Below are 23,564 nucleotides of genomic sequence, written 5' to 3'. Positions count from 1 at the left end.
TCTAAGACCACCCGGACCCTGCCATGGCCAACGCGCGCGAATCGGAACTCCATTACCCGCTGGGCGACACGCTGCCCGGCCCCGGCGAGGCCCTGGACCTGGCGCCCGGCCTGCGCTGGGTCCGCATGGGCCTGCCGTTCGCGCTGGACCACATCAACCTGTGGCTGCTGCGTGACCGTATCGACGGCCGCGAGGGCTGGACCATCGTCGACTGCGGCATCGCCAGCGACGACACCCGCGCGAACTGGGAGCAGGTGTTCGCCCATCACCTGGACGGGTTGCCCGTGCTGCGCGTGATGGCGACGCACTTCCACCCCGACCACCTGGGCCTGGCCCACTGGCTGACGGAAAAATGGCAGTGCCGCCTGTGGATGAGCGCCACGGATTTCAACCTCGCGCGGCTGGCCAGCTCATCCACCGTGGGCATGGGCGGCATGTCGGCCGCGGCCTTCTTCGGCAGCCACGGGCTGACCGACGAAGAGGCCCTGGTGAAGATCCGCGACCGGGCCGACTACTACCCGAAGATGGTGCCGGTCGTGCCGGCCAGCTACCGGCGGCTGATGGACGGCATGGTCATCGACATCGGTGGCCGCGGCTGGCGCTGCATCTCGGGCTATGGCCATGCGCCCGAGCACATCAGCCTGTTCTGCGGCGATGCCCAAGGGAGCCCGCTGCTGATCTCGGGCGACATGGTGCTGCCGCGCATCTCGACCAACGTGTCGGTCGTCGACGTCGAGCCCGAGGCCGACCCGCTGACGCTGTACCTGGACTCGCTGTCCCGCTACCTGGACCTGCCGGCCGACACGCTGGTGCTGCCGTCGCATGGCAAGCCGTTCCGCGGCCTGCACGAGCGCATCGACCAGCTCCGCGAGCATCACGACGAGCGGCTGGCCGAGGTCATCGCGGCCTGCACGGCCGAGCCGACGCATGCGGCCGGCCTGCTGCCGGTGCTGTTCAAGCGCAAGCTGGACCTGCACCAGACCACCTTCGCGATGGGCGAGTCGATTGCCCACCTGAACGCGCTGTGGCTGCGGGGCGAGCTCAGGCGCGATCTGGGCGCCGACGGCGTCTACCGTTTCGTGCCGTCCTGATGCAGCGAGCCTGACGCGCACAAAGTGAAACGCCGCCGCGGGAGAGCCCGGCGGCGGCGCATCGGCCTTGCGGCGGTACCTGCTCCCGTTTTTGGGCGGGCTGGGTGCCTGCCTTTGGGTACCGCTGATGACAGCATCACGAAGGAGTGTTGCCGAAGCCCGATGCCCAGGGATGACGGCGGCACGGGAATATTCACCACCCCCGCCGGGCGGCGTCACTGCACGACGATGGATTCCTCGCGCAGCGCCTCGCGGGAGCGCTCGAAGTCGGGCAGCACGGAACGCACGGTGTCCCAGAACGCCGGGCTGTGGTTCATCTCGCGCAGGTGCGCCAGCTCGTGGGCCACGACGTAGTCGATGATGGCCGGCGCGAAGTGGATGAGGCGCCAGTTCAGCCGGATGGAACCGTCGGCGCTGGCACTGCCCCAGCGGGTCTGGGCCGAGGACAGGCGCAGCGAGGTCATCGCGACGCCCAGCCTGTCGGCGAACTGCCGGCAGCGCGGCAGGAAATCTTCCTTCGCGCGCGCCTGCAGCCAGGATTGCGTCAGGTCGCGGATCTGCTCCGCGGCGGCCCCATGGGGCAGCGGCAGGTGCAGCTCACGCGTGGCGGCGTCCCAGGTCACGCCACGCTCGCCGGGCGACACGACCATCGTCAGCGCCTCGCCCAGGTAGGGCAGGCGGCCGCCGTCCGTCCAGTCGATGCGCGCGGCCTGCATGCGCTGCTGGCGCTCGCGCTGCTCGACCAGCTTGCGCAGAATCCATTCGCCCTTGTGATGCAGCGCCTGCTCGATGTCGGTGACCGGCACCCAGCGCGGCGCGCTGACGCGCAGGCCCTGCGGCCCGACGACGAAGCCGATGGAGCGCCGCCGTGCACGCCGCAGCTCGTAGCCCACGCGGTGCTGGCCCAGCCACAGTTCGTGCCGCGCCTTGGCGCTGCCGGGTTCGGCCGGCGCGAGGTCGGCCTCGGCCCCGAACAGCGACAACTGGCTGTCCTGCAGCAGTGGGGCCGGGCGCTTGGCGGGCATGCTCAGGGCTTGGTCGCGGCAGGGGAGGCGGCGCCGGCCGCCGGCGGGCTGGTGTAGGCCTCGGGGTCGAGGCGGCGCATTTCCGACTCGATCCAGTCCTTGACCTCGCGCATCATCTCGGCGGGCTCGCGGCCTTCGGGGCGGATCTGCCGGCCGATGGAGATGTCCACCACGCCCGGGCGCAGCAGGAAGCTCTTGCGCGGCCAGCAGCGCGCCGCGGTCGCCGCGATGGGCACCACGGGCAGGCCGGCCTCGATGGCCAGCCGCGTGCCGCCGGTCTTGTAGTCCCCCGCCTGGCCGCGCGGGATGCGCGTGCCCTCGGGGAACATGATGACCCAGTTGCCCTGGCCGCCCAGGCGCTTGCCCTGCTTCAGCACCTTGTTCCAGGCCTCGGTGCGGCGGCCGCGGTCGATGTGGATCATGTCCATGCGCGCCATCGCCCAGCCGAAGAACGGCACGTACAGCAGCTCGCGCTTGAACACGTAGGCCAGTGGGTGGCTGAACAGCGCCGGGTAGGCGAAGGTCTCCCAGGTGCTCTGGTGCTTGGACAGCAGCACCACGCCGGCGCGGCGGTCCTCGGCGGGCGGCAGGTGTTCCATGCCCTGGATGCGCCAGCGGATGCCGCAGATGAAGCGTGCGCTCCAGATGGCGAGCTTCAGCCAGTTCGCGCAGGCCCAGTAGATGGGGTCGCCGCGGCGGAAGATGGACAGGATGACCACCGCCGTGGCCCAGGGGATGACGGTGACGATGAGGACGAGGACGAAGATCAGCGAGCGGATGGCGCTCAGCAACGTGGACATCAGTTCAGGTCTCCGGCCTGGGTATCGGGGGCGAGGGTTTCGCCGCGCTGCTGGGCGATGCGGCGGCGGCCTTCCTGGATGATGACTTCGGCGCAGGCGGTGAGGTCCGCGTGCACGCGCGCGCCGGGCACGGCCGCTAGCACTTCCTGCAGCTGGTGCGCTTCCAGCCCGCCCAGCGGGCCGCTGAGCACCACGTGCGGCACGCAGCCGGCGGCGCGCGCGGTCAGCAGGTCGGTCAGCGACGCACCCACCATGTGCACCGCGGCCAGCTCCACGTCGAAGCGCTGGCCGATCTGCTGGATCAGCCCTGGCAGCGGCTTGCGGCAGTCGCAGCCTTCCTCGGGCGTGTGCGGGCAGAAGAAGGCCGCGTCCAGCCGCCCGCCCTTTTCGGCCAGCAACTGGTTCAAGCGCAGGTGCACCGCGTTCAGCGACGCCATGTCCAGCAGGCCGCGGCCGATACCGGCCTGGTTGGTGGCCAGCACGGTGTGCCAGCCGCTGTGGTTCAGCCGCGCCACCGCCTCCAGCGCGCCGGGCAGGGGGTCCAGTTCCTCGGGCGCCTTGACGTGATCATCGCGGTAGCGGTTGATCGTGCCGTCACGGCCGAGGATGACGAGCTTCATGCCGTGGGCGTGGTCGGTGCGCATGGCTGTCAGCGGCGCACGGCCGCCCGAAGACGCTGAGCGCCCCCTCGGGGGGCTGAGCCCGCGCAGGCGGCGTCCAGTGGACGTCGCGTGGCTGGCGAAGAAGCGGGCCACTGGCCCGATGCGGCCTGCAAGGCAGCGAGCGGAAGCGAGCGTGGGGGCGTCATGTCAGGCAAGGCGCGACAGGTCGGCCACGCGGTTCATCGCCGCGTGCAGGCGGCCCAGCAGGGCCAGGCGGTTGGCGCGCAGCGCCGGGTCCTCGGCGTTGACCATCACGTCGTCGAAGAAGGCGTCCACCGGCGTCTTCAGCGCGGCCAGGGATTTCAGCGAGCCGGTGTAGTCGCGCTGTTCGAACAGCAGGTCGGCGGCGGGCTGCACGTCGTCGATGGCTTTCGCCAGCGCCTGCTCGGCGGCTTCCGTCAGCAGTGCCGGGGCGATGGCCGTGGGCAGCTCGCCTTCGACCTTCTTCAGGATGTTGCCCACGCGCTTGTTGGCGGCGGCCAGCGAGGCGGCTTCGGGCAGCGCGGCGAACGCGCGCACGGCTTCGAGCCGGCGTGGCACATCGCCCAGGCGCGTGGGGCTCAGTGCCAGCACGGCGTCGACTTCCTGCGCGCTGTAGCCCTGGTCGCGCAGGCCCACCGCCAGTCGGTCGGCGAAGAACGTCAGCAGCGCCTGGCGCGTGGCTTGCGGGGCCTCGACCAGTTCGCCGAAGGCCGGCACGGCCGCGTCGACGAGCGCGGGCAGCTCCAGCGGCAGGTTCTTCTCGACCAGGATGCGGATGACGCCCAGCGCGTGGCGGCGCAGTGCGAACGGGTCCTTGTCGCCGGTGGGCAACTGGCCGATGCCGAACAGGCCCACCAGCGTCTCCAGCTTGTCGGCCAGCGCCACGACCGTGCCGGTGTGGTTGCGCGGCAGCGCATCGCCGGCGAAGCGGGGCTTGTAGTGGTCCTCGATGGCGATGGCCACGCCGTCGCGCAGGCCTTCGTGGCGGGCGTAGTAGCCGCCCATGATGCCTTGCAGCTCCGGGAACTCGCCGACCATGTCGGTCAGCAGGTCGCACTTGGCGAGCTGCGCGGCCTGCTGCACCTTGCTGTCCAGCACCTTGAACTCGTCGTCGGCCTCCACCGTGTAGGGCAGCGTCGCCATGCTGAGCTGGTTGACGATGGCGTGGGCAATGGCCCGCACGCGCTCGGCGCGCTCACCCTGGCTGCCCAGCTTGCCGTGGTACACGACCTTGGCCAGGCCGGGGAGTCGGTCGGCGAGGGTTTTCTTGCGGTCCTGGTCGAAGAAGAACTTGGCGTCGGCCAGGCGCGGGCGCACGACGCGCTCGTTGCCCTGCACCACGGCGCTCGCGTCGCTCGGTGCGATGTTGCTGACGACCAGGAAATGGCGGGTCAGCTTGCCTTGCGCGTCCAGCAGCGGGAAGTACTTCTGGTTGGCCTTCATCGTCAGGATGAGGCATTCCTGCGGCACGGCCAGGAACTCGGCCTCGAAGGCGCAGGTCAGCACGTTGGGGCGCTCGACGAGGGCCGTCACTTCGTCGAGCAGCGCGTCGTCTTCGATGGGCGTCAAGCTCAGCGCATCGGCGGCGCCCTTGAGCTGGCGTGCGATCTCGGCGCGGCGCTCGGCGAAGCTGGCAATCACCGCGCCTTGTTCGCGCAACTGGGTGGCGTAGGTGTCGGCGCTGTCGATGCTGACGACAGCCTGTTCCGCTTCGAAGCGGTGGCCGGTGGTGGTGCGACCCGAGGTCAGGCCCAGGGCCTGGAGGGCGACCACCTCGCGGCCATGCAGCGCGACCAGGCCGTGGGCCGGGCGCACGAACTTCACGTCGCTCCAGCCGTCGGCGAGCTGGTAGGTCATGACCTTAGGGATGGGCAGCTTGGCCAGCGTCTCGTCCAGCGCCTTCTGCAGGCCAAAGACCAGCATGACGCCGGAGGCGACATCTGTGTAGAACAGAGTGTCGTTGTTGCCGTCTTTTGCGATGGACACACGCTCTTCCCATACCGAGGGGAGAGTAGCTATGTGATCTAGACCCAGGGCGACAAGTTTTTTCTCTAGAGCCGGAGTCGGTTTGCCGTCCTTATCTAAACCAACAGCGGTGGGCATTAGCTTGATACGCCTTGGCTGTTGGGCTGCTTGGGCATACACACCCTCGATATGCACGCCCAGCCGGCGTGGCGACGCGAACGACGTGACGGCCGCATCGGCCGGGGCCAGGCCTTGCGCCTTCAGGCTGTCGGCCAGCACGGTGGCGAAGGACTCGCCCAGCTTCTTCAGCGCCTTGGGCGGCAGCTCTTCGACAAACAGTTCAACGAGCAGATTCATCAGGCCGCCTTCTTGTTCTTCAGTTCGATCTGCGCAATGACTTCATCCGCGCGCTCCTTCAGTGCCATCGGGAAGCCCAGCCGCGCGCGGCTGTCCAGGTAGCTCTGCGCCACGGCACGGGCCAGGTTGCGGATGCGGCCGATGTAGGCGGCGCGTTCGGTCACGCTGATGGCGCCGCGCGCGTCCAGCAGGTTGAAGCTGTGGCCGGCCTTCAGCAGTTGCTCGTAGGCGGGCAGGGCGAGGTGCTGCGCCATCAGGTGCTTGCTCTGCTTTTCGTGCGCGGCAAAGGCGCCCAGCAGGAAGTCCACGTCGCTGTGCTCGAAGTTGTACGTCGACTGCTCCACCTCGTTCTGGTGGAACACGTCCCCATAGGTCAGGCCGTCCGTGTAGACCAGGTCGTACACCGACTCCTTGCCCTGCAGGTACATGGCCAGGCGCTCCAGGCCATAGGTGATCTCGCCGGTGATGGGCTTGCAGTCGATGCCGCCGACCTGCTGGAAGTAGGTGAACTGCGTGACCTCCATGCCGTTCAGCCAGACCTCCCAACCCAGGCCCCAGCAGCCGAGCGTGGGGTTCTCCCAGTCGTCCTCGACGAAGCGCACGTCGTTCTTCTTCAGATCGAACCCCAGCGCCTCCAGTGAGCCGAGGTACAGCTCCAGGATGTTGGCCGGCGCGGGCTTCAAGACGACCTGGTACTGGTAGTAGTGCTGCAGCCGGTTGGGGTTCTCGCCGTAGCGGCCGTCCTTGGGGCGGCGGCTGGGCTGCACGTAGGCGGCCTTCCAGGGCTCGGGGCCGAGGGCGCGCAGGAAGGTGGCGGTGTGGCTGGTGCCTGCGCCGACTTCCATGTCGTAGGGCTGGAGCAGGGCGCAGCCCTGTTTTGACCAATAGTCCTGCAGCGTCAGGATGATTTGCTGGAAGGTCAGCATGAGATGCGTCGGAAAGGGGGTGGCCGATTCTATGGGGCCGCCTTCCTCAGTCCGATCAGGGTCAGCAGCGCAATCGCCCAGAGCGGCCACAGGCCCAGCAGGGCCAGCCAGCGGGCATACGGCGTGGTGCCGGTGCGGCCGTCGACCTCGGCCTCCAGCACGCCGCGAACCAGGGCCGGCAGCCGCGTCGTGACGGCGCCGTGGTGGTCCACGACGGCGGTGGCGCCGGTGTTGGTCGAGCGCACGACGGGGCGCTGGAACTCCAGCGCGCGCATCTGCGAGAACTGCAGGTGCTGGTCCTGGACCATGACGGTGCCGAACCAGGCCAGGTTGCTGACGTTGACGAAGACGGTGGCGGCATCGGGACCGACGGCGCTCTGCACGATGTCTTCGCCGAACAGATCCTCGTAGCAGATCAGCGGGCGCAGCCGCTGGCCGGCCACGGCCCAGGCGCGCTGGTGGTCGCCGCGGGCCTGGTCGTCCAGCGGGATCTTCATCGCCCGCACGAACCAGCCCAGGCCTGGCGGGATGAACTCGCCGAAGGGCAGCAGGTGGCGCTTGCCGTAGCTGTAGTCGCCACCCAGCGCGAGGACCGAGTTCACGAAGCCCTCGTCCGCGTTGCCCAGGAAGGTGCCGAGCAGGGCTGGCCGGTCCGGCCGGGACAGGCGCTCCAGCGTCGCCCGGTCCAGCTCGGCGAGCGGCAACGGCACGACGGACTCCGGCGTGATGACGACCTGGCCGCGCGCCGATTCCACGAGCCGCGCCAGCGTTTCGAGGTTGGCGGCGAAGCGGGCCGGATCGAACTTCTGGTCCTGCGGGATGCTGGGCTGCACCAGCGACACGGCGAGGTGGCCGGTCGATGTGGTGAAGTCCTGCGGCAGCAGCGCGGCGGCCAGCGGCAGCAGCAACGCGGGCGCGGCCCAGGCCGTGGCGCCGCGCTTGAGCAGCACGAGGCCGCACGCCGCCAGCGCGCCCAGCGCCGAGATGCCGTACACGCCCACCCACGGCGCCCAGCCGGCCAGCGGCCCGACCGTATGCGCATAGCCGGATGCGATCCACGGGAAACCGCTGAACCAGGTCGCCCGCGCCAGCTCGGCCAGCAGCCAAGCCGGCGCCAGCGCCAGCAGCCGCCAGCGCCCCGGGGCGATCCAGCGGGCGACGAGGCCCAGGGCCAGCGCGTAGTAGCCGCTGAGGAAGGCCGCCAGCAGCGCCACGGCCAGCGCCGCCAGCAGCCAGGGGATGCCGCCGAACTGGTGCATGCTGATGTGCAGCCACCACAGGCCCGAAGCCAGCCAGGCGAAGCCGAACAGGGCGCCGCCCACGGCCGCTGCCCGCGGTGTGGCGCGTTCGATGGTGGCGAACAGCAGCGCCAGCGCAATGATCTGCAGGTACCAGGCGTTGGCAGGGGCGAACGACCCCGTGTGCAGCACGCCAGCGGCCAGCGCGATCGCCGCGGCCCGCCACCCCATCAACCGGCTCACGCCGCGGACTCGTCGTCGGGCGCGCGCGTGACCTTGAACCAGCGCACAGCGCCGCCCCGCGTCAGCATGACGGCGAAGTTCAGCCCCGCCACCTGTACGGACTCGCCGCGCCGCGGCACGCGGCCATGCTCATGGGCGACGAGGCCGCCGATGGTGTCGAAGTCCTGGTCCGGCAGCGCCAGGCCGAAGGCCCCGTTGACGGCCGCGATGGTGGCGTCGCCGGCGATGCGCTGCGTGCCGTCGGCCAGCGTGTAGATACCGGACTCGCCGTCCTTGTCGTCGAACTCGTCCTCGATCTCGCCGACGATCTCCTCCAGCACGTCCTCGATGGTGATGAGGCCGGCCGTGTTGCCGAACTCGTCGATGACGATGGCCAGGTGGTTGCGGTTGGAGCGGAAGTCGCGCAGCAACTCGTTCAGCCCTTTGCTCTCGGGCACGAAGACGGTGGGGCGCAGCAACGCGCGCAGGTTCAGCTCGGGCGCGCGCTGCATCTTCAGCAAGTCCTTGGCGAGCAGGATGCCGATGATGTTGTCCTTGCCGCCGTCATAGACCGGGAAGCGCGAGTGGCCGGTGTCGATGACCAGGCCCAGCAGCTCGTCGTAGGGCGCGTCGATGTCCAGCAGGTCCATGCGGGGTGCGGCCACCATCGCGTCGCCCGCCGACAGCTCGGCCATGCGCAGCACGCCCTCCAGCATCTGGCGCGACTCGGGCTCGATCAGCTCCCGCTGCTCGGCGTCGGCCAGGGTTTCGATCAGCTCGGTCTTGGAGTCGGGGCCGGGGTGCAGGAACTCCAGCATGCGCTCCAGCAGGCCACGGGCCTCGGGCGGGTGTTTGGCGGCCCCGCGACTTGGGGGCCGGCCTGAATGAGGTTCGCTCAAGGGGCGCTGTCAAGGGTTTGCGGAAGGGACAGAATAGCCGATTGGTTTGAAAAGACCTTGTTGCCGGGCGCACAGCCCCCATATCCGCTGCCTTCCCTGAAAAACGGCCCCACCATGTCCACTGCTGCCCAAGGCCTCATCCCCGCCACCATCCTGACCGGCTTCCTCGGTGCGGGCAAGACGACGCTGCTCAAGCGCATCCTGACCGAAGCCCACGGCCAGAAGATCGCCGTCATCGAGAACGAGTTCGGCGAGGAGAACATCGACACCGACATCCTCGTGTCGGACACCAACGAGCAGATCATCCAGATGAGCAACGGCTGCGTCTGCTGCACGATCCGCGAAGACCTGCGCACGACGCTGTCCGACCTCGCCGCCAAGCGCCGCAAGGGCGAGCTGAGCTTCGACCGGGTGGTGATCGAGACCACCGGCCTGGCCGATCCCGGCCCCGTGGCCCAGACCTTCTTCATGGACGACGAGATCGCCGAGAGCTACCTGCTGGACTCGGTGCTGACGCTGGTGGATGCCAAGCACGCCGACGAGCAGCTCAACACCCGCCAGGAAGCGCGCATGCAGGTGGGCTTTGCCGACCAGATCTTCATCAGCAAGAGCGACCTGGTCGAGCCTGCGGCCGTCGAGGCGTTGATCCACCGCATCAAGCACATGAACCCGCGTGCGCCCATCCAGACGGCGCATTTCGGCGAAGTGGCGCTGTCCAAGGTCTTCGACCTGCGCGGCTTCAACCTGAACGCCAAGCTGGAGATCGACCCCGACTTCCTGAAGGCGGACGCCCACGATCACGACCACCACCATGGTCATGACCACGAGCATGGTGAGCACTGCGACCACCCGCACCACCACGCCCACGACGACGACGTGAAGAGCTTCGTCTTCCGCTCCGACAAGGCCTTCAACCCGGCCAAGCTGGAAGACTTCCTGGGTGCCATCGTGCAGGTGTACGGCCCCAAGATGCTGAGATACAAGGGTGTCCTACACATGAAAGGCACCGACAAGAAGGTCATCTTCCAGGGCGTGCATCAGATGATGGGCTCCGATCTGGGTCCTCGCTGGATGCCTGGCGAGAAGAAACAGAGCAAGATGGTGTTCATCGGCATCGATCTCCCCAAGGAGGTGTTGATGCAAGGCCTGGAAGGTTGCCTGGCGTGATGTTTGATGCCCCTGGGACACCGGTTTCAGGGGGGGTACAGGCCTCGGAAATCCCATGGCTACAATCCGCCGCGCTCAAAATCGGGCCGCCGGCTGATTAGCAGTGAGATTGCAAGGTCTGACACCGCGCCGATGCGCGCCAAGAGCGAGGAGAAGACAGTGAGCAAGACCCCGGCCCCCAAATCCGCGTCCACCAAGGGCGCCAAGAAGACCGACGCTGGCGCCGACGTCGCGATGCTCGAGGCGCCCGCGCCCGGCAACCGCTTCTCGGATCGCTTCGCGCCGCCCAAGCCGCCTGTGCGCGGCGCGCCCCAGCCCGACGAGATCACGCGGGTGGCCGCCAAGGGCGACCCCAAGCTCGCCAATGCCTGGAAGAGCAAGGCGGGCGCCGATCTCAGCGACGCCGAAGTCCTGGCCATGCCGGACTCGGAGTACATGAACGCCAAGCAGATCGAGTTCTTCCGCGCCAAGCTCGAAGGCCTGAAGAGCGAGGTGCTGTCCAACGCCGGCGAGACGACCGAGCATCTGCGCGAGGACACGACCATCGTGCCCGACCCGGCGGACCGCGCCACCATCGAGGAAGAGCATGCGCTGGAACTGCGCACGCGCGACCGCGAGCGCAAGCTGCTGAAGAAGATCGTGCAGTCCATCGCGCGGCTGGACACCGGTGACTACGGTTATTGCGACGAGACCGGCGAACCCATCGGCCTGGGCCGCCTGATCGCCCGTCCGACGGCCACGCTGTCGCTGGAAGCGCAGCAGCGCCGCGAGCTGAAGCAAAAAATGTTCGGCGACTGAAATGGTTCGCCCCTCGCCCGGCCCCGCCCCGCTGAACGCGGGCGCGCCCAGTCGGTCCCCCAAGGGGACGGCGATGCTTGCGGGGCGTGCCCCGCAAGCACATCGCCGGACGGGCCGGCTTGGGAGCGGCCCGGCGCTTGGCCCTCTGCAAGCCTGAGAACAGCCGTGTCCGAGTCCAAGCCCGCGGACCCCAAGGAAGGCGACAGCTTCTTCCGCAAGGTCGCGCGCTTCGTCGCCAACCCGACGACCGACTGGGCGGAGATCAACTCCCGCCAGGACGACCCCGAAGGCGACCTCGCCAAGGCGGAGTTGCGGGCGATGGTGGAGCGCAAGCGCCGCAACGACTTCGTGCGCAAGCGCGAGCTCGACATGCTGCGCCGCATCCGCCGCGAAGGCCTGACGCCCGAGCAACTGGCCGCGCTCGCCTCGTCGCCGTCCCGGCTGGGTGAGGACGAGCGCGCCAGCGAGCCCAACTCCAAGATCGACCTGGGCGTGAAAGCCAAGATCGACGAAATCGAGCAGCAGATGGTGGGCGAGAGCTTTGCAACGACGCAGGCCTCGCCGAAGCAGCAACCCGGCTTCTTCGAGACCAGCACACGGCCGGTGGCGTTCGCATCCACGCTGGCTGCGTCGCCCATGGAGCCTGCGAGCGGCCGCGTCAGCGAGTTCTCCAGCCCTCAGGAAGTGCAGCGCCTTCAGGCGCCGACGCCGCCGGCCGCCGTGACGATGGGTGCGGCCATTCCGCCGCTGTCCGACGCGGCGCCGAGCCGTTTGCCCGACCTGCCACCGCTGGACATGCCGCTGTCCTTCACGCTGGCGGAGTCCTCGCCGCAGCTGGAGGTGCAGGAGGCGGTGCACGACCCCGATCTGGACGAAGCCGTCATCGCCTTCGCCAACGCGGATTACGACACCAGCGAGCGCGCGCTGACCGAGCTCGTGCGCCCCGGCGGCAGCCGCAACCTGCACGGCGAAACCTGGCTGGTGCTGTTCGATCACTACCGCGCCACGGGCGCCCATGGCAAGTTCGAGGTGCTGGCGGTCGAGTACGCCCAGCAGTTCGGGCTGTCCGCGCCGCAATGGTTTTCCATGCCCAAGCTGGTGGCCGAGTCGACCCGCCAGGCCAGCCGCTCGCCCATGGCCCGGGCCACGCAGGTCAGTTGGACGGCGCCCGCCACACTGACGGCCGACGACGTGGCGGTGCTGCAAAAGCGCAGCGAGACGCTGCCCATGCCGTGGGTGCTGGACTGGAGCGCGCTGGATCATGTCGAGATCGATGCGGCGATACGGCTGCGCCAGCTGATGCGCGTCTGGGCGCAGCAACAAGTGGATCAGCGCTGGATCGGGGGCGAACGCTTCCTGAGCCAGCTCAAGGAACTGGCCCCGCTCGGCGAGCGGGACACCGATCCGGCCCTGTGGATGCTGCGCCTGGAGGCGCTGCGCCTGGCCAACCGCCCCGACCAGTTCGACGAGACCGCCATCGACTACTGCGTGACCTATGAAGTCTCGCCGCCGTCGTGGGAGCCCGCGAAATGCCGCGTGCGCATCGGCGGTGCCGGCCTGTCGACCAACGGCCCGGCGTCGAGCACGATGCCCAGCGAGGCCCAGTCGACCTTCCTCGACACCAGCGTTCCGGATGCCGTGAACCTGGCGGCGCATGTCGAGCTGATGGGCCAGCTCAGCGGCGACATGGCCGAACACCTGCGCGCGATGTCTGCCGAGGTGGGCGACGCCAGCCTCATCAACATCTCCTGCACCAAGCTGATCCGCCTGGACTTCATGGCCGCCGGCGACCTGTTGAACTGGGTGCTGCAACGCCGCAGCGAGAACCGCACGGTGGTGTTCGTCGACACGCACCGCCTCGTCGCGCTGTTCTTCGGCGCGATGGGCATCAACGAGCATGCGAAAGTGAAGGTCAGGATCAACTGACGCCGGCCTTGCGAAACCGCGGCCGCACCTCAACTAGGACGGCTATGTCTTCCGATTCTTCCGCCGTCTATCACGGCACCACCATCGTCTCCGTGCGCCGCCAGACGCCCGCCGGCTGGCAGGTCGCCATCGGTGGCGACGGCCAGGTCACCCTGGGCAACACCGTCGTCAAGTCCAGCGCGCGCAAGGTCCGCAAGCTCTACCGCGACCAGGTGCTGGCCGGTTTTGCCGGCGCCACGGCCGACGCGTTCACGCTGTTCGAACGCTTCGAAGCCAAGCTGGAGAAGCACCAGGGCCACCTCGTGCGCGCGGCCGTCGAGCTGACGCGCGACTGGCGCACCGACCGCGTGTTGCGGCGCCTGGAGGCCATGCTGGCGGTGGCCGACCGCACGGCGTCGCTGATCATCACCGGCAATGGCGACGTGCTGGAGCCGGAGCAGGGCATCGTGGCCATCGGCTCCGGCGGCGCCTATGCGCAGGCGGCGGCCAAGGCGCTGCTCGCGCACACCGAGATGAGCGCGGCCGACATCGTCAAGCAGTCGCTGGTCATCGCTGGCGAGATCTGCATCTACACCAACCAGAGCCACACGCTCGAGATCCTGGAGCCGATCCCGGCCGCCTGAGGGCCGGGCGCGGCGGCCGGAGATCAGGGTGTGGGCAGCGGCTTGAGCGTCGTGCGCACGGATTGCGCCGAGCCGGTCTCGCCACCGCGCGGCGCCGCGAGGCCCGCCACACCGCAAGCGCGCATCGTCAACAGCGAACTCTCCCTGTCATTGGTCCCAGTCGCCGCATGACGGCGGCGCCACTCCACGCAACGCCATGAGCAGCATGACCCCCCAGGAAATCGTCTCCGAACTGGACCGGCACATCGTCGGCCAGCAGGCCGCCAAGCGCGCCGTCGCCATCGCGATGCGCAACCGCTGGCGGCGTCAGCAGGTCGACGAGAAGCTGCGCGGCGAGATCACGCCCAAGAACATCCTGATGATCGGCCCCACCGGCGTGGGCAAGACCGAGATCGCGCGCCGGCTGGCCAAGCTGGCGGGCGCGCCGTTCATCAAGGTGGAGGCCACCAAGTTCACCGAGGTGGGCTACGTCGGCAAGGACGTGGACTCCATCGTGCGCGACCTCGTCGAGGTGGCCGTCAAGCAGGAGCGCGAGGGCGCGATGCGCCGCTGCCAGACGCGCGCCGAGGACGCCGCCGAGGACCGCATCCTCGACGTGCTGCTGCCGGGCACGCACGCCGGTGCGGACAGCGACAACGCGACCCGCCAGACGCTGCGCAAGCGTTTGCGCGAGGGGCAGCTCGACGACAAGGACATCGAACTCGACCTGCTCGCGCCCAAGCCCAGCCTGGAGGTGCTCGGCCCCTTCGGCAATCAGCCGGGCATGGAGGACATGGCCGAGCAGCTCAAGGGCATGTTCAGCCAGTTCGGTGCGGGGCAGAAGAAGACGCGCAAGCTCAGGGTCGGCGAAGCGATGAAGCTGCTCATCGACGAAGAGGCCGCCAAGCTCGTCAACGAGGACGAGATCCGCGAGGCGGCGCTCGCCAGCGCGCAGGAGATGGGCATCGTGTTCATCGACGAGATCGACAAGGTCGCGTCCCGCCAGGAGCACGGGGGCGCGGAGGTGTCGCGCCAGGGCGTGCAGCGCGACCTGCTGCCGCTGGTTGAGGGCACGACGGTGTCGACGAAGTACGGCCTCGTGAAGACCGATCACGTGCTCTTCATCGCCAGCGGCGCCTTCCACCTCGCCAAGCCCAGCGACCTCATCCCCGAGCTGCAGGGGCGCCTGCCCATCCGCGTGGAACTGGACTCGCTGTCGGTGGCCGACTTCGAGGCCATCCTGACGAGCACGCATGCCAGCCTGGTCAAGCAGTACCAGGCCTTGCTTGCGACCGAGGGCGTCACGCTGGACCTGCAGCCCGAGGCCGTCCGCCGCATCGCGGAGATCGCCTACGAGGTCAACGAGCGCACCGAGAACATCGGGGCGCGCCGCCTGGCCACGGTGATGGAGCGGCTGCTCGACGAGATCAGTTTCGACGCGCCGCGCCGCAGCGGCGAGACGGTGGTCATCGACGCGCAGGCCGTCGACACCAAGCTGGGGGCGCTGGCTGCCAACGAGGACCTGAGCCGCTTCATCCTCTGACGGGCGAGCGGCGTCAGTGCGGCAGCGGCCGGGCGCTGCCGGTCCAGCGCAGCAGTTGCATCAGCGTCGGTGCCTGCGTCTTGCTGAGCAGGTTGCGCACGTGGCTGCGCACGGTGCTGACGCACAAACCGAGATGGCTGGCGGCGCCGTCGACCGTCATGCCGTCGCCCAGCAGCATCAGCACATGGCGTTCCGTGGCACTCAGCCGGCACTGGCGTGCCAGCGCGTCGATGCGGGCCGCCTGTGTCAGCGCCGGCTGGTCGAAGTGGATCACCACGAGTAGGGCTTCCTCGGGCCAGCCGGTGCTGGCGGCGAGGTCTTCAGGCAGTGGCAGGCAGTGCAGCCAGCCGGTGCTGATCTGTGGCTCGAACCACAGGCCGGTGTGGGAGGGCGAGCCGGCGCGCGCCAGGCGCAGCGGTGGCTCCAGCCGGGCGGCGTCGAGCTGGCCGACCTGCATGAGCCGGTCGGCGGTCACCGTGGCGCGCTGATCCTGCAACAGTGCTTCGGCACTGCGGTTGAAAAAAAGCAGCCGCCGGTCCGGCCGAACCACGAGCATGGGCTGGGGCAGGGCACCGAGCACCTGGCAGGTGTTGCCAGGTGCGGAGGTGCCCGGCTGTGGGCGCACGCTCGCTGTTGCGGTCCGGACGGCGGTCAGCATGAAAATCTCCCTGAGCAGTCAGTCGCGATGACAGCGATTTCTTGTGTCCTCAAGTTTGTGGGTTCGGCGCCGTTTCGGCATTGGCCACATGGCCTGACCAAATGGCCGATGCCAACGAGCCCGCCGCTGGCGCACGGCACTCGATACCATCGCCGAGGATTGCCTGCACACCCACGAACGTCCTGCTCGTCGACGACCACACCTTGTTCAGAGAGGGCATTGCCCTGCTGCTGCGCCCGCTCGTCGAGCCGTTGGAGACCTGGGAGGCCGGCAGCTGCGAGGAGGCCTTCGCGCTGATCGAGCAGCGCGGCGCGGCCGACCTCGTGCTCATCGACCTGGGCCTGCCGGGCGCATCCGGCCTGGTGGGCGTGCAGCGGCTGCGCGAGCTGCATCCGCAGATGCCCGTCGTCGTGATGTCGTCGGCCGACGACAAGGACACCGTGCTGGCTGCGCTGGATGCCGGCGCGATGGGCTTCATCCCGAAGAGCTCGACGTCGGCCGTGATGATCGGCGCGCTGCAGCTCATCCTCGCGAAGGGCATCTATCTGCCGCCCAGCGTCTTCCTGGCGGCGCGCCAGCCTGTGCCCGCGCTGGCCGCCGCCGTGCCTGCCGCGCGCGTCGACGCGCCCAGCGCCCCGGCGGCCCGCAACCCTGCCGAGCTGGGCCTCACGTCGCGGCAGATCGAGGTGCTGCACCTGTTGCTGCAAGGGCAGTCGACCAAGCTGATCGGCCGGGCACTCGACCTGTCGCTGAGCACCGTGAAGGCCCACACGTCGGCCGTGCTGCGGGCGCTCAACGTCACGACGCGCACCCAGGCCGTCGTCGCCGCCGGGCGCATGGGCTTGCGCTTCGACGCCGGTGCGCCGCCTCAGGCCAGGCTGCCGAGCGAGGCCTTGAGCGCCGCCATCAGGCGCTGAAGGCCTACCGGCTTGTGCAGCAGGCCGGCGCCCAGCGCCGCCGCCGCCGAGAGCAGGCTCGCATCGGTGTCGGCCGTCACGATCAGCGCTGGGATGGGTTCGTCGTAATGGGCGCGCAGCCGGCGGATCACGTCCAGCCCGTCGCCGCTGTCGCCGAGCCGGAAGTCGGTCAGGATGAGGTCGGGCGAGCGCAGGTGGGCCTGCAGCTGCGCCAGGGCCTCGTCGCCGTTCGCGGCCGTCACCACATGGCAGCCGGCCGCGAGCAAGGCGTCGCGCACGGCGTCGCGGTTGGTCGCCTCGTCGTCCACGACGACGATGAAGTTGCCGTCCAGCATCGGCAGCGGCTCGCCCGATGCACCGCCGGCCGCCGAGGGGGCCAGTGCGCTGGCCGCCAGCGGCATCGTGACCTTGAACACCGAGCCCTGTCCTTCGCGGCTGTGCACGGTGATCGAACAGCCCAGCAGGTGCACGCAGCGCCGCACGATGGACAGGCCCAGGCCCAGGCCCTTCTCCTGGCCGCTGCCCGGCGTGCCGATGCGGAAGAACTCCTCGAAGACCGCCTCGCGGTGCTCTTCGGCGATGCCCGGCCCCGTGTCCCAGACCTGCAGTTCGCAGCTGTTGCCGCGGCGCCGGCAGCCAACCAGCACACCGCCGCGGCGCGTGTAGCGGATCGCGTTGGCGAGCAGGTTGCCGACGATGCGCTCCAGCAGCGTCGGGTCGCCGCGCACCATCCAGCGCCCGGGCCGCACGCGCAGCGCCAGCCCCTTCTCCTGGGCCTGCGGCGCCCAGGTGTGCGCCGCACGCGCCAGCAGCCAGCCGAGGTCGACGTCCTCGATGTGCGCGTGCACGGCACCGGCGTCGAGCTTGGAGATGTCGAGCAGGTTGCCGAACAGGTTCTCCATCGTCGTCACGGACGACTGCACCTTGTCGGCCAGCTCCGTCTGCGCCGACTCGTTGAGCCGGCCGCGCAGCACGCCGACGAGCAGGCTGATGGAGTGCATGGGTTGGCGCAGGTCGTGGCTGGCGGCGGCCAGGAAGCGCGTCTTGGCGGCGTTGGCGCGCTCGGCTTCCTGCTGGCGCTGCGACAGCTCGGCCGTGCGCTCGGCGACCTTGGCCTCCAGGCTTGCGTACAGCGCGCTCAGGCGCTGCACCATTGCGTTGAAGTCGTTGGCCAGGTCGGCGGTCTCGTCGTTGCGGCTGGCGCTGACCGTCGTGCTGAGGTCGCCGGCGGCGATGCGTGACGTGGCCGTCCGCAGCGCCACGATGGGGGCGGCCATGCGCCGCGCGAACGCGATGCCGGCGATCACCGCCGCCACGGCGCCCAGCGCCATGACGACCAGCGTGCGGGTCAGCGTGGCCCAGGCGTGCTGCAGCGCTGCGCTGCGCTGCTGCTCCATGAAGACCATCCAGTCGGTGCCCGGAATCTGCGCCGCCGTGACGATGACGGGCTGGCCCGCGAGGTCGCTCGTGGCGAAGCCGCGCAGCAGCGTCGGCTGCAGGCCCCGCCCGCGCAGCGCCTGCTGGAAGGCGTCGGAGCCGGACAGGTCCAGCCGGGCCAGCACATGCGTCGCGCGCGGGTGCGCGATCAGCGTGCCCTGCGCATCGACGATGTAGGCCAGCATGCCGTCGCTGGCCTGCGCGCGTTTGACGATGTCGCCGAGCAGCCGCAGGTCGACAGTCGCGATCACCGCGCCCTGGCCGTCGGAGGCGGCCATGCGGATGCCCGGCAGGCCGTGCTGGCGGAAGAAGGTCTGGCCCAGCCGGATGGCGTCATCCCGCGGCGCGGCGAGCAGCGCCGGCTCTTCGGCCGGCAGGCCGCTGTCGATGCGGTCGGGCTGCAGCCGCGACACGAACAGCTCCTCATGGCCTTGCGCATCGACCGCCTGCAGGTCCGTGATGGCCGGCACCAGCTGCATCTTGCGGTAGAACTCCTGGCGGCGTTCGGCTGGGCCGAAGCCGGGGTGGCCCCAGGGCAGCTTGGCCACGTCGCGCACGGTGGACTGGATGTCGCCCATGTAGGTGCCGATCTCGCGTGCCGCACTGGCGGCCAGCACCTCCTGCAACTGCTCGATGCGCTCCAGCGATTCCCGGTAGCCGAAATAGCTTTCCGTCGAACCGAGCACGAGCAGCAGGCCCACGATGAGGCTGCTCATCCACAGCGCGAAGCGCCGGGACAGCGGCAGGTAGGGCGGCCTGCCCCCTCGATGCCAGCGTCGGCGCGTCATCGGTAGACGAGATCCGCGCGCTGGACGATCTGCGGCGACGGCGCGGGAAAGCCGCCGCTGGACAGGGGTCGCACGGCCAGGATGGTCTTGTAGGGCCGCTGGACCGGGATGGCGCCGGCCCGCTCGCCCTGCAGCACGCGCTCTGTCAGGTCCATCATGGCCGGCCAGCGGAAGCTGTTGTCCGCCACGTACGCCAGCGGTGCACCGCGCTGCACGTCCCGCGTGTAGCCCACGATGACGGGTTTGCGCCACTGCTGCAGGCGCTGCAGGATGGCGTCCCCCCGCAGGTTGGCCAGGCCGCTGGGCGGCAGGCTCCAGGCGTCGAAGGCGCGGGCGCCGGGCTCGTCGAGCAAGCGCATCGCCTCGTCCACCTTGTCGGCCAGCAGGATGGTGACGGCCAGCCCGAGGCCGTGGCCGAAGCCCGGCAGCAAGGTCCCGGCGTCGGTGTTGTCCGCCCAGGGACGGTCCATCAGCACGGCCACCGTGCGGATGCCGGGGTAGGCGTCGCGCAGCACTTCCAGCCGCTTGCGGTCCAGGTCGTCCGCCATCCAGACGCCGGCGAAGGCCTCGCTGCGACTGCCGGTGGACGTGACGATCCCGCTGCGCACGGGGTCGCTGAAGCTGGTGAAGACGACCGGGATGTCCGACCGGCGCTGGCGCACCGCGGCCGCGGTGGCCGTCGACGGCGCGACGATGAGGCTGGGGCGCAGGGCCAGCGCCGCCGTCACGGCCTCTTCGATGCGCGCCTCGTTCTCCAGCAGCGCAGGCAGGTGGTGCATGTGCACGCGCCGGCGCAGCTCGGCGGGCAGCCGCTCCAGCTGGGCCTCGTAGTGCTGGAACACCGGGTCTTCGGCGGCGGAGATGCGGCCCAGATAGGCGACGTGGATGGGCGCCGGCCCAACGGCGGCATCCGACCGCGCGAGCACGGCGATCAGCAGACCCAGCAGCATCGGCACCCACGCATGGGCCATTCGGGCAATACGCATCCCAGACATCGATCCCTATCCTGGCGCAGAGGCGGCCGCTCCACGGCCGTGTCATCAAAACAGGAGGCCATCATGGCGCATGAAGAGGGCAAGGGTGCGGCATCGCCGCAATCGGAGGACGTCGGCGCGACCGTTGCGCTGCAATTTCGCCTGGGCGGCGAGCAGGGCATCGCGTCGCTGAGCGAGCCGCTGGTGGCCACGTTGACCCCATCGGGCAATGCTGGCGGCGCCGGCTCCACGGTGCAGCTGGACGCGCTGAGCAGCGAGGTCATCGCCGCGCTGAGCTCGGTGCCCATCGACCTGGTCATCTTCACCGCCGTCGAGGGCGACGAGCCCGAGACGCCGTTCTATGCCGACGTGGACGAGCGCATCGCCCCCGGCACCGTGACCATCCAGTCGACGCAGCAGGAGCGCCAGCTCTCCAACGCATCGCTGCCACCCATCGACGCAGCCACGCTGCAGGCGCTCTTCACGAAGAAGCACTGACGCCGCAGCCGGCGCGGCCGGTGCCGATCAGCGCCGGCTGGCCGCGATGGCCAGCAGGCCGTCGAAGATCAGCCCCTCGACCAGCTCGTGCGGCGCGTCCAGCGCCGGGGCGACCTTCCAGCCCGCGCCGCCCGTCATCAGCAGCAGAGGCGCACGCCCCTCGCGCTGCGTCAGCAGGCGGACCATGCGCTCGATGGCGCCGGTGATCGCGAACGTGCCGCCCGTGGTGAGCGCGTCGCTCGTGTTGGTCGGGAAGTCGCGCACCTCGCCGGTGGGCACGCGCAGGCCGGCCGTGCCACCTTCCAGCGCGCGCAGCATGATGCCGTGGCCGGGCAGGATGAGGCCGCCGAGGAACTGCGCGTCGCTGGACAGCGCCTCCACCGTGACCGCCGTGCCGACCATCACCACCAGCACCGGCCCCGTGAAGCCGCGCGCCCTTGCATGCGCATGGGCGCCGACGACGGCCACCCAGCGATCCGCGCCCAGGCGCGTCGGGTGGTCGTAGCCGTTCTTGACGCCGGCCGCCTCGACGTCGGGCACCACCCAGCGCGGCGTCAGGTCCCAGTGCTCCATCTGCTCCTCGACACGGCGGCGCACCGCGTCGCCGGCCACGTTGGCGCCCAGGATGCGGGTCGGCGGGGCCAGGCCGTGCCAGTCCTCGTCGGCCAGGCGGTCGATGTTTTCCAGGAACACGGCACCCTGCTGCAGCGGCGCGGTGCCGGGTGCGGCGCCGTCCGCGTAGACGGCCCACTTGAGCCGGGTGTTGCCGATGTCGATGGCCAGAAAGCTCATGGGGGGCTGTGGCGTGAACGATGCCGCGAGCCTAACAGTTGGTTTTGCGCGCCCGGGGGCGGGTTTCTGCTTCAATCGCCGGCCACCCCCAGGAGAACTCCCATGCTGCGTCGCATGCGCATCCAGGCCCGGCTGTGGCTGGCTTTCGGCATCATCCTCGCGATGACGGCACTGCTGGTGGTCGTGGGCGGCTTCGGGCTGAACGTGTCGCAGAAGGCCTTGCAGGGCATCACGCAAAAGCTCATCCCCACGTCCAACATCACGATGGCCGCGCGCAGCCATCTGCTGCAGAGCAAGACGGCCACGTCCACGCTGGTGGCGTCCATCTTCAACAAGGAGGGCACGGCCCGCGCCCGCCAGGAGTGGGACGCGGCCCAGGCGGCGCTGGACAAGTCCATGGACGACTTCGGCGCGGTGACGACCGAGGACGCGAGCCGTGCGGCGCTGGCGAAGTTCCGCGGCCTCATCACCGCGTACCGCCAGGCCGTGCGCCCGGTGGCCGACAAGCTCGTGGCCGACAGCTACCCCGACGCGCAGGCGGCCTTCGAGGACATGAAGGCCGCCGACGCCGCCTACGACCCGGCGCTGACCATGCTCAACAACATCGAGGGCGACCTGAAGAAGCGTGGCGACGAGGTCTTTGCCAAGGTGGACGGCCTGGTCGGCAGCGTGTTCTTCGGCTTCATCGTCACCTTCGTCGTCTGCATCGTCGTGGGCGCCGTGCTGGCGGCGCGGATCTCGCGCTCCATCATCGGCCCGCTGACCTCGGCCCAGCGCTTTGCCGAGCGCATGGCCGACGGCGACCTGTCGCGGGCGCCCGAGGTCAGCGGCACGGACGAGTCCGCCGAGATGACGCAGGCGCTGGCGGCGATGCAGCAGTCGCTGTCGCGGATCGTCGGGCAGGTGCGCGAGTCGGCCGAAAGCATCCAGGTCGCCTCCACCGAGGTCGCCACCGGCAACATGGACCTGTCGCAGCGCACCGAGCAGACGGCGTCCAACCTGCAGCAGGCCGCCAGCGCCATGACGCAGCTCACCGGCACCGTCAGCCAGAGCGCCGATTCGGCCGTGACTGCCAAGCAGCTCGCCGGGGCCGCCGCCGAGACGGCCGGCCGCGGCGGCGATGTGGTGTCGCGCGTGGTCAGCACCATGGGCGAGATCAACACGGCCAGCCGCAAGATCGCCGACATCATCGGCACCATCGACGGCATCGCGTTCCAGACCAACATCCTGGCGCTGAACGCCGCCGTCGAGGCGGCTCGCGCGGGCGAACAAGGTCGCGGCTTCGCCGTCGTGGCCGGCGAGGTGCGATCGCTGGCGCAGCGCTCGGCCGAGGCCGCGCGCGAGATCAAGGCGCTGATCGGCGCCAGCGTCGAACGCGTGGAGGCCGGCACCCGCCTCGTCAACGACGCCGGCGCGACGATGACCGACATCGTCGGCTCCGTGCAGCGGGTGACCGACATCATCGGCGAGATCAGCGCCGCGGCCATCGAGCAGAGCCACGGCATCGGCCAGGTCAACGGCACCGTCACCGAACTGGACCAGATGACCCAGCAGAATGCCGCGCTGGTGGAGGAATCCGCCGCAGCCGCTCAGTCACTGAAGGAACAGGCCGTGCGGCTGGCCGGCATCGTCAGCAGCTTCAAGCTGAGTTGACGCTCAGTCACCACGCCGCGAACGCCGCCTGAGGGCCAGCACCAGCAGGCCGAGCGCGAGCAGGGCCGTCGAGGGTGCTTCGGGTACCGCGGAGATGTTGACGGCCACGCCACCGGCGTTGTCCGGCAGGTAGTAGTCGCGGATCATGAAGTCCAGCGTGGTGGCCTGCGCCAGCGTGAAGGTGTCGTGGAAGCTCTGCACGTCGGCCTGTGCCGCGATTGCGGCCTGGCTGCCTTGCACGCCACCGCGGTCCGCGTAGTAGACGACCTGGTGCGTCGTGTCGTCCGCGATGACGACGCTCCACACCCAGCCGCCGCTGAAGTTCCAGCCTGTGAAGGCTGGGTTGGCGCCGGCCAGGCCGGTGGCATTGCTGATGCCGTAGGTGCCCGGGCCGAGCGTCAGTTGCAGCAGCGCGTCGCCGCCGGGGTTGGTGATGGGCGTGATGACCTGGCCGACGACGGGCGCCGGGTCTGTCGGGAAGGCGAACCCGTAGCGCGTGGCGTCGATGTTCACGACCTGTGCGTGGGCAGCTCCAGTCATGGCGGTGAAGGAGGCGAGGGCGAGCAGGGAGAGCTTCATGCGGAACTCCGGGGACAGCGTGGCCGCCAGTGTGGACCGCTGTCGGCATCGCGGCCATCCTCAGG

General features: G+C 69.6%; 21 protein-coding genes. 9 read left to right on the top strand and 12 right to left on the bottom strand.

What is annotated here, in order from left to right:
- The first annotated feature begins 23 nt into the window (after positions 1-23).
- Positions 24-1,091, top strand: coding sequence for an MBL fold metallo-hydrolase (locus ACO07H_RS21345; RefSeq protein ID WP_422017905.1), 1,068 nt, complete (start codon positions 24-26; stop codon positions 1,089-1,091).
- Between the two features lie 215 nt (positions 1,092-1,306).
- Here the strand turns inward: ACO07H_RS21345 and ACO07H_RS21340 are convergent, their stop codons facing one another.
- The 7 genes from ACO07H_RS21340 to ACO07H_RS21310 form a co-directional block, all read right to left on the bottom strand.
- Positions 1,307-2,116, bottom strand: coding sequence for a M48 family metallopeptidase (locus tag ACO07H_RS21340; protein ID WP_422017903.1), 810 nt, complete (start codon positions 2,114-2,116; stop codon positions 1,307-1,309).
- Between the two features lie 2 nt (positions 2,117-2,118).
- Positions 2,119-2,916 carry a lysophospholipid acyltransferase family protein gene (locus tag ACO07H_RS21335; RefSeq protein ID WP_422017901.1) on the bottom strand — a complete coding sequence of 266 codons (798 nt, stop codon included), beginning with the start codon at positions 2,914-2,916 and terminating at the stop codon, positions 2,119-2,121.
- Positions 2,916-3,560 (bottom strand): D-glycero-beta-D-manno-heptose 1,7-bisphosphate 7-phosphatase, encoded by a 645-nt coding sequence (gene gmhB, locus ACO07H_RS21330; RefSeq protein ID WP_422017899.1) that lies wholly within the window; start codon positions 3,558-3,560, stop codon positions 2,916-2,918. Before gmhB ends, ACO07H_RS21335 begins: the two co-directional genes overlap by 1 nt.
- A 165-nt stretch (positions 3,561-3,725) precedes the next feature.
- Positions 3,726-5,882: a glycine--tRNA ligase subunit beta gene (glyS, locus tag ACO07H_RS21325; RefSeq protein ID WP_422017897.1), complete on the bottom strand. Its 2,157-nt coding sequence runs from the start codon at positions 5,880-5,882 to the stop codon at positions 3,726-3,728.
- The gene (glyQ, locus tag ACO07H_RS21320; protein WP_422017895.1) at positions 5,882-6,808 is read right to left on the bottom strand and encodes a glycine--tRNA ligase subunit alpha; all 927 of its coding nucleotides are present in this window, start codon (positions 6,806-6,808) and stop codon (positions 5,882-5,884) included. The genes glyS and glyQ overlap by 1 nt, the downstream gene beginning before the upstream one ends.
- Before the next feature lie 29 nt (positions 6,809-6,837).
- Entirely contained in the window at positions 6,838-8,289 is a 1,452-nt protein-coding gene (lnt, locus tag ACO07H_RS21315) for an apolipoprotein N-acyltransferase (RefSeq protein ID WP_422017893.1), read from the bottom strand.
- Positions 8,286-9,167 carry an HlyC/CorC family transporter gene (locus tag ACO07H_RS21310; protein WP_422017891.1) on the bottom strand — a complete coding sequence of 294 codons (882 nt, stop codon included), beginning with the start codon at positions 9,165-9,167 and terminating at the stop codon, positions 8,286-8,288. The genes lnt and ACO07H_RS21310 overlap by 4 nt, the downstream gene beginning before the upstream one ends.
- A 114-nt stretch (positions 9,168-9,281) precedes the next feature.
- Here ACO07H_RS21310 and ACO07H_RS21305 point away from each other — a divergent pair, with 114 nt between their 5' ends.
- From ACO07H_RS21305 to hslU, 5 genes are all read left to right on the top strand, one after another.
- The gene (locus ACO07H_RS21305) at positions 9,282-10,334 is read left to right on the top strand and encodes a CobW family GTP-binding protein (RefSeq protein WP_422017889.1); all 1,053 of its coding nucleotides are present in this window, start codon (positions 9,282-9,284) and stop codon (positions 10,332-10,334) included.
- A 132-nt stretch (positions 10,335-10,466) separates the two neighbouring features.
- Positions 10,467-11,132: an RNA polymerase-binding protein DksA gene (gene dksA, locus ACO07H_RS21300; RefSeq protein ID WP_422017887.1), complete on the top strand. Its 666-nt coding sequence runs from the start codon at positions 10,467-10,469 to the stop codon at positions 11,130-11,132.
- A 165-nt stretch (positions 11,133-11,297) separates the two neighbouring features.
- Complete coding sequence (locus tag ACO07H_RS21295; protein WP_422017885.1) at positions 11,298-13,058, top strand: hypothetical protein; 1,761 nt, start codon at positions 11,298-11,300, stop codon at positions 13,056-13,058.
- Between the two features lie 44 nt (positions 13,059-13,102).
- Positions 13,103-13,681, top strand: a complete 579-nt coding sequence (hslV, locus tag ACO07H_RS21290) for an ATP-dependent protease subunit HslV (protein WP_422017883.1) — start codon at positions 13,103-13,105, stop codon at positions 13,679-13,681.
- Between the two features lie 196 nt (positions 13,682-13,877).
- The gene (hslU, locus tag ACO07H_RS21285) at positions 13,878-15,203 is read left to right on the top strand and encodes an ATP-dependent protease ATPase subunit HslU (RefSeq protein WP_422017881.1); all 1,326 of its coding nucleotides are present in this window, start codon (positions 13,878-13,880) and stop codon (positions 15,201-15,203) included.
- A gap of 13 nt (positions 15,204-15,216) precedes the next feature.
- On the opposite strand, the gene ACO07H_RS21280 is transcribed toward hslU, so the two are convergent.
- Positions 15,217-15,861 carry a helix-turn-helix transcriptional regulator gene (locus ACO07H_RS21280; protein WP_422017879.1) on the bottom strand — a complete coding sequence of 215 codons (645 nt, stop codon included), beginning with the start codon at positions 15,859-15,861 and terminating at the stop codon, positions 15,217-15,219.
- A 101-nt stretch (positions 15,862-15,962) separates the two neighbouring features.
- Between ACO07H_RS21280 and ACO07H_RS21275 the strand changes: the two genes are divergently transcribed.
- Positions 15,963-16,778, top strand: a complete 816-nt coding sequence (locus ACO07H_RS21275) for a response regulator (RefSeq protein ID WP_422017877.1) — start codon at positions 15,963-15,965, stop codon at positions 16,776-16,778.
- Here ACO07H_RS21275 and ACO07H_RS21270 read toward each other — a convergent pair.
- Together ACO07H_RS21270 and ACO07H_RS21265 are read right to left on the bottom strand one after the other, a co-directional pair.
- A complete protein-coding gene (locus tag ACO07H_RS21270) occupies positions 16,730-19,003 on the bottom strand; it encodes an ATP-binding protein (protein WP_422017875.1) in 2,274 nt (757 codons plus the stop codon). The genes ACO07H_RS21275 and ACO07H_RS21270 overlap by 49 nt on opposite strands.
- Positions 19,000-19,989, bottom strand: a complete 990-nt coding sequence (locus ACO07H_RS21265) for an ABC transporter substrate binding protein (protein ID WP_422017873.1) — start codon at positions 19,987-19,989, stop codon at positions 19,000-19,002. Before ACO07H_RS21265 ends, ACO07H_RS21270 begins: the two co-directional genes overlap by 4 nt.
- A 72-nt stretch (positions 19,990-20,061) precedes the next feature.
- Between ACO07H_RS21265 and ACO07H_RS21260 the strand changes: the two genes are divergently transcribed.
- Positions 20,062-20,475 carry a hypothetical protein gene (locus ACO07H_RS21260; protein WP_422017871.1) on the top strand — a complete coding sequence of 138 codons (414 nt, stop codon included), beginning with the start codon at positions 20,062-20,064 and terminating at the stop codon, positions 20,473-20,475.
- 27 nt (positions 20,476-20,502) lie between these two features.
- Here ACO07H_RS21260 and ACO07H_RS21255 read toward each other — a convergent pair whose 3' ends face one another.
- Positions 20,503-21,267 (bottom strand): type III pantothenate kinase, encoded by a 765-nt coding sequence (locus ACO07H_RS21255; RefSeq protein ID WP_422017869.1) that lies wholly within the window; start codon positions 21,265-21,267, stop codon positions 20,503-20,505.
- 102 nt (positions 21,268-21,369) lie between these two features.
- Here ACO07H_RS21255 and ACO07H_RS21250 point away from each other — a divergent pair, with 102 nt between their 5' ends.
- Positions 21,370-22,920: a methyl-accepting chemotaxis protein gene (locus ACO07H_RS21250; protein ID WP_422017867.1), complete on the top strand. Its 1,551-nt coding sequence runs from the start codon at positions 21,370-21,372 to the stop codon at positions 22,918-22,920.
- 3 nt (positions 22,921-22,923) lie between these two features.
- Here the strand turns inward: ACO07H_RS21250 and ACO07H_RS21245 are convergent, their stop codons facing one another.
- Entirely contained in the window at positions 22,924-23,499 is a 576-nt protein-coding gene (locus tag ACO07H_RS21245; RefSeq protein ID WP_422017865.1) for a hypothetical protein, read from the bottom strand.
- Positions 23,500-23,564 lie beyond the last annotated feature (65 nt).

The sequence above is a fragment of the Roseateles sp. genome (genome assembly GCF_965229315.1).
In the GTDB taxonomy this organism is placed as follows: Bacteria; Pseudomonadota; Gammaproteobacteria; order Burkholderiales; family Burkholderiaceae_C; genus Pelomonas.
This window is presented reverse-complemented; position numbering and strand designations above follow the sequence as displayed.

Bases quoted from the DNA above. Each gene is read 5' to 3' on its own strand.
- ACO07H_RS21275 (WP_422017877.1), top strand. From the start codon at position 15,963: ATGGCCGATGCCAACGAGCCCGCCGCTGGCGCACGGCACTCGATACCA.
- gmhB (WP_422017899.1), bottom strand. From the start codon at position 3,560: ATGCGCACCGACCACGCCCACGGCATGAAGCTCGTCATCCTCGGCCGT.
- ACO07H_RS21255 (WP_422017869.1), bottom strand. From the start codon at position 21,267: ATGAGCTTTCTGGCCATCGACATCGGCAACACCCGGCTCAAGTGGGCC.
- ACO07H_RS21305 (WP_422017889.1), top strand. From the start codon at position 9,282: ATGTCCACTGCTGCCCAAGGCCTCATCCCCGCCACCATCCTGACCGGC.
- dksA (WP_422017887.1), top strand. From the start codon at position 10,467: ATGCGCGCCAAGAGCGAGGAGAAGACAGTGAGCAAGACCCCGGCCCCC.
- ACO07H_RS21280 (WP_422017879.1), bottom strand. From the start codon at position 15,861: ATGCTGACCGCCGTCCGGACCGCAACAGCGAGCGTGCGCCCACAGCCG.
- ACO07H_RS21250 (WP_422017867.1), top strand. From the start codon at position 21,370: ATGCTGCGTCGCATGCGCATCCAGGCCCGGCTGTGGCTGGCTTTCGGC.
- ACO07H_RS21260 (WP_422017871.1), top strand. From the start codon at position 20,062: ATGGCGCATGAAGAGGGCAAGGGTGCGGCATCGCCGCAATCGGAGGAC.
- ACO07H_RS21265 (WP_422017873.1), bottom strand. From the start codon at position 19,989: ATGCGTATTGCCCGAATGGCCCATGCGTGGGTGCCGATGCTGCTGGGT.
- glyS (WP_422017897.1), bottom strand. From the start codon at position 5,882: ATGAATCTGCTCGTTGAACTGTTTGTCGAAGAGCTGCCGCCCAAGGCG.
- hslV (WP_422017883.1), top strand. From the start codon at position 13,103: ATGTCTTCCGATTCTTCCGCCGTCTATCACGGCACCACCATCGTCTCC.
- glyQ (WP_422017895.1), bottom strand. From the start codon at position 6,808: ATGCTGACCTTCCAGCAAATCATCCTGACGCTGCAGGACTATTGGTCA.
- ACO07H_RS21270 (WP_422017875.1), bottom strand. From the start codon at position 19,003: ATGACGCGCCGACGCTGGCATCGAGGGGGCAGGCCGCCCTACCTGCCG.
- ACO07H_RS21340 (WP_422017903.1), bottom strand. From the start codon at position 2,116: ATGCCCGCCAAGCGCCCGGCCCCACTGCTGCAGGACAGCCAGTTGTCG.
- hslU (WP_422017881.1), top strand. From the start codon at position 13,878: ATGAGCAGCATGACCCCCCAGGAAATCGTCTCCGAACTGGACCGGCAC.
- ACO07H_RS21335 (WP_422017901.1), bottom strand. From the start codon at position 2,916: ATGTCCACGTTGCTGAGCGCCATCCGCTCGCTGATCTTCGTCCTCGTC.
- ACO07H_RS21245 (WP_422017865.1), bottom strand. From the start codon at position 23,499: ATGAAGCTCTCCCTGCTCGCCCTCGCCTCCTTCACCGCCATGACTGGA.
- ACO07H_RS21345 (WP_422017905.1), top strand. From the start codon at position 24: ATGGCCAACGCGCGCGAATCGGAACTCCATTACCCGCTGGGCGACACG.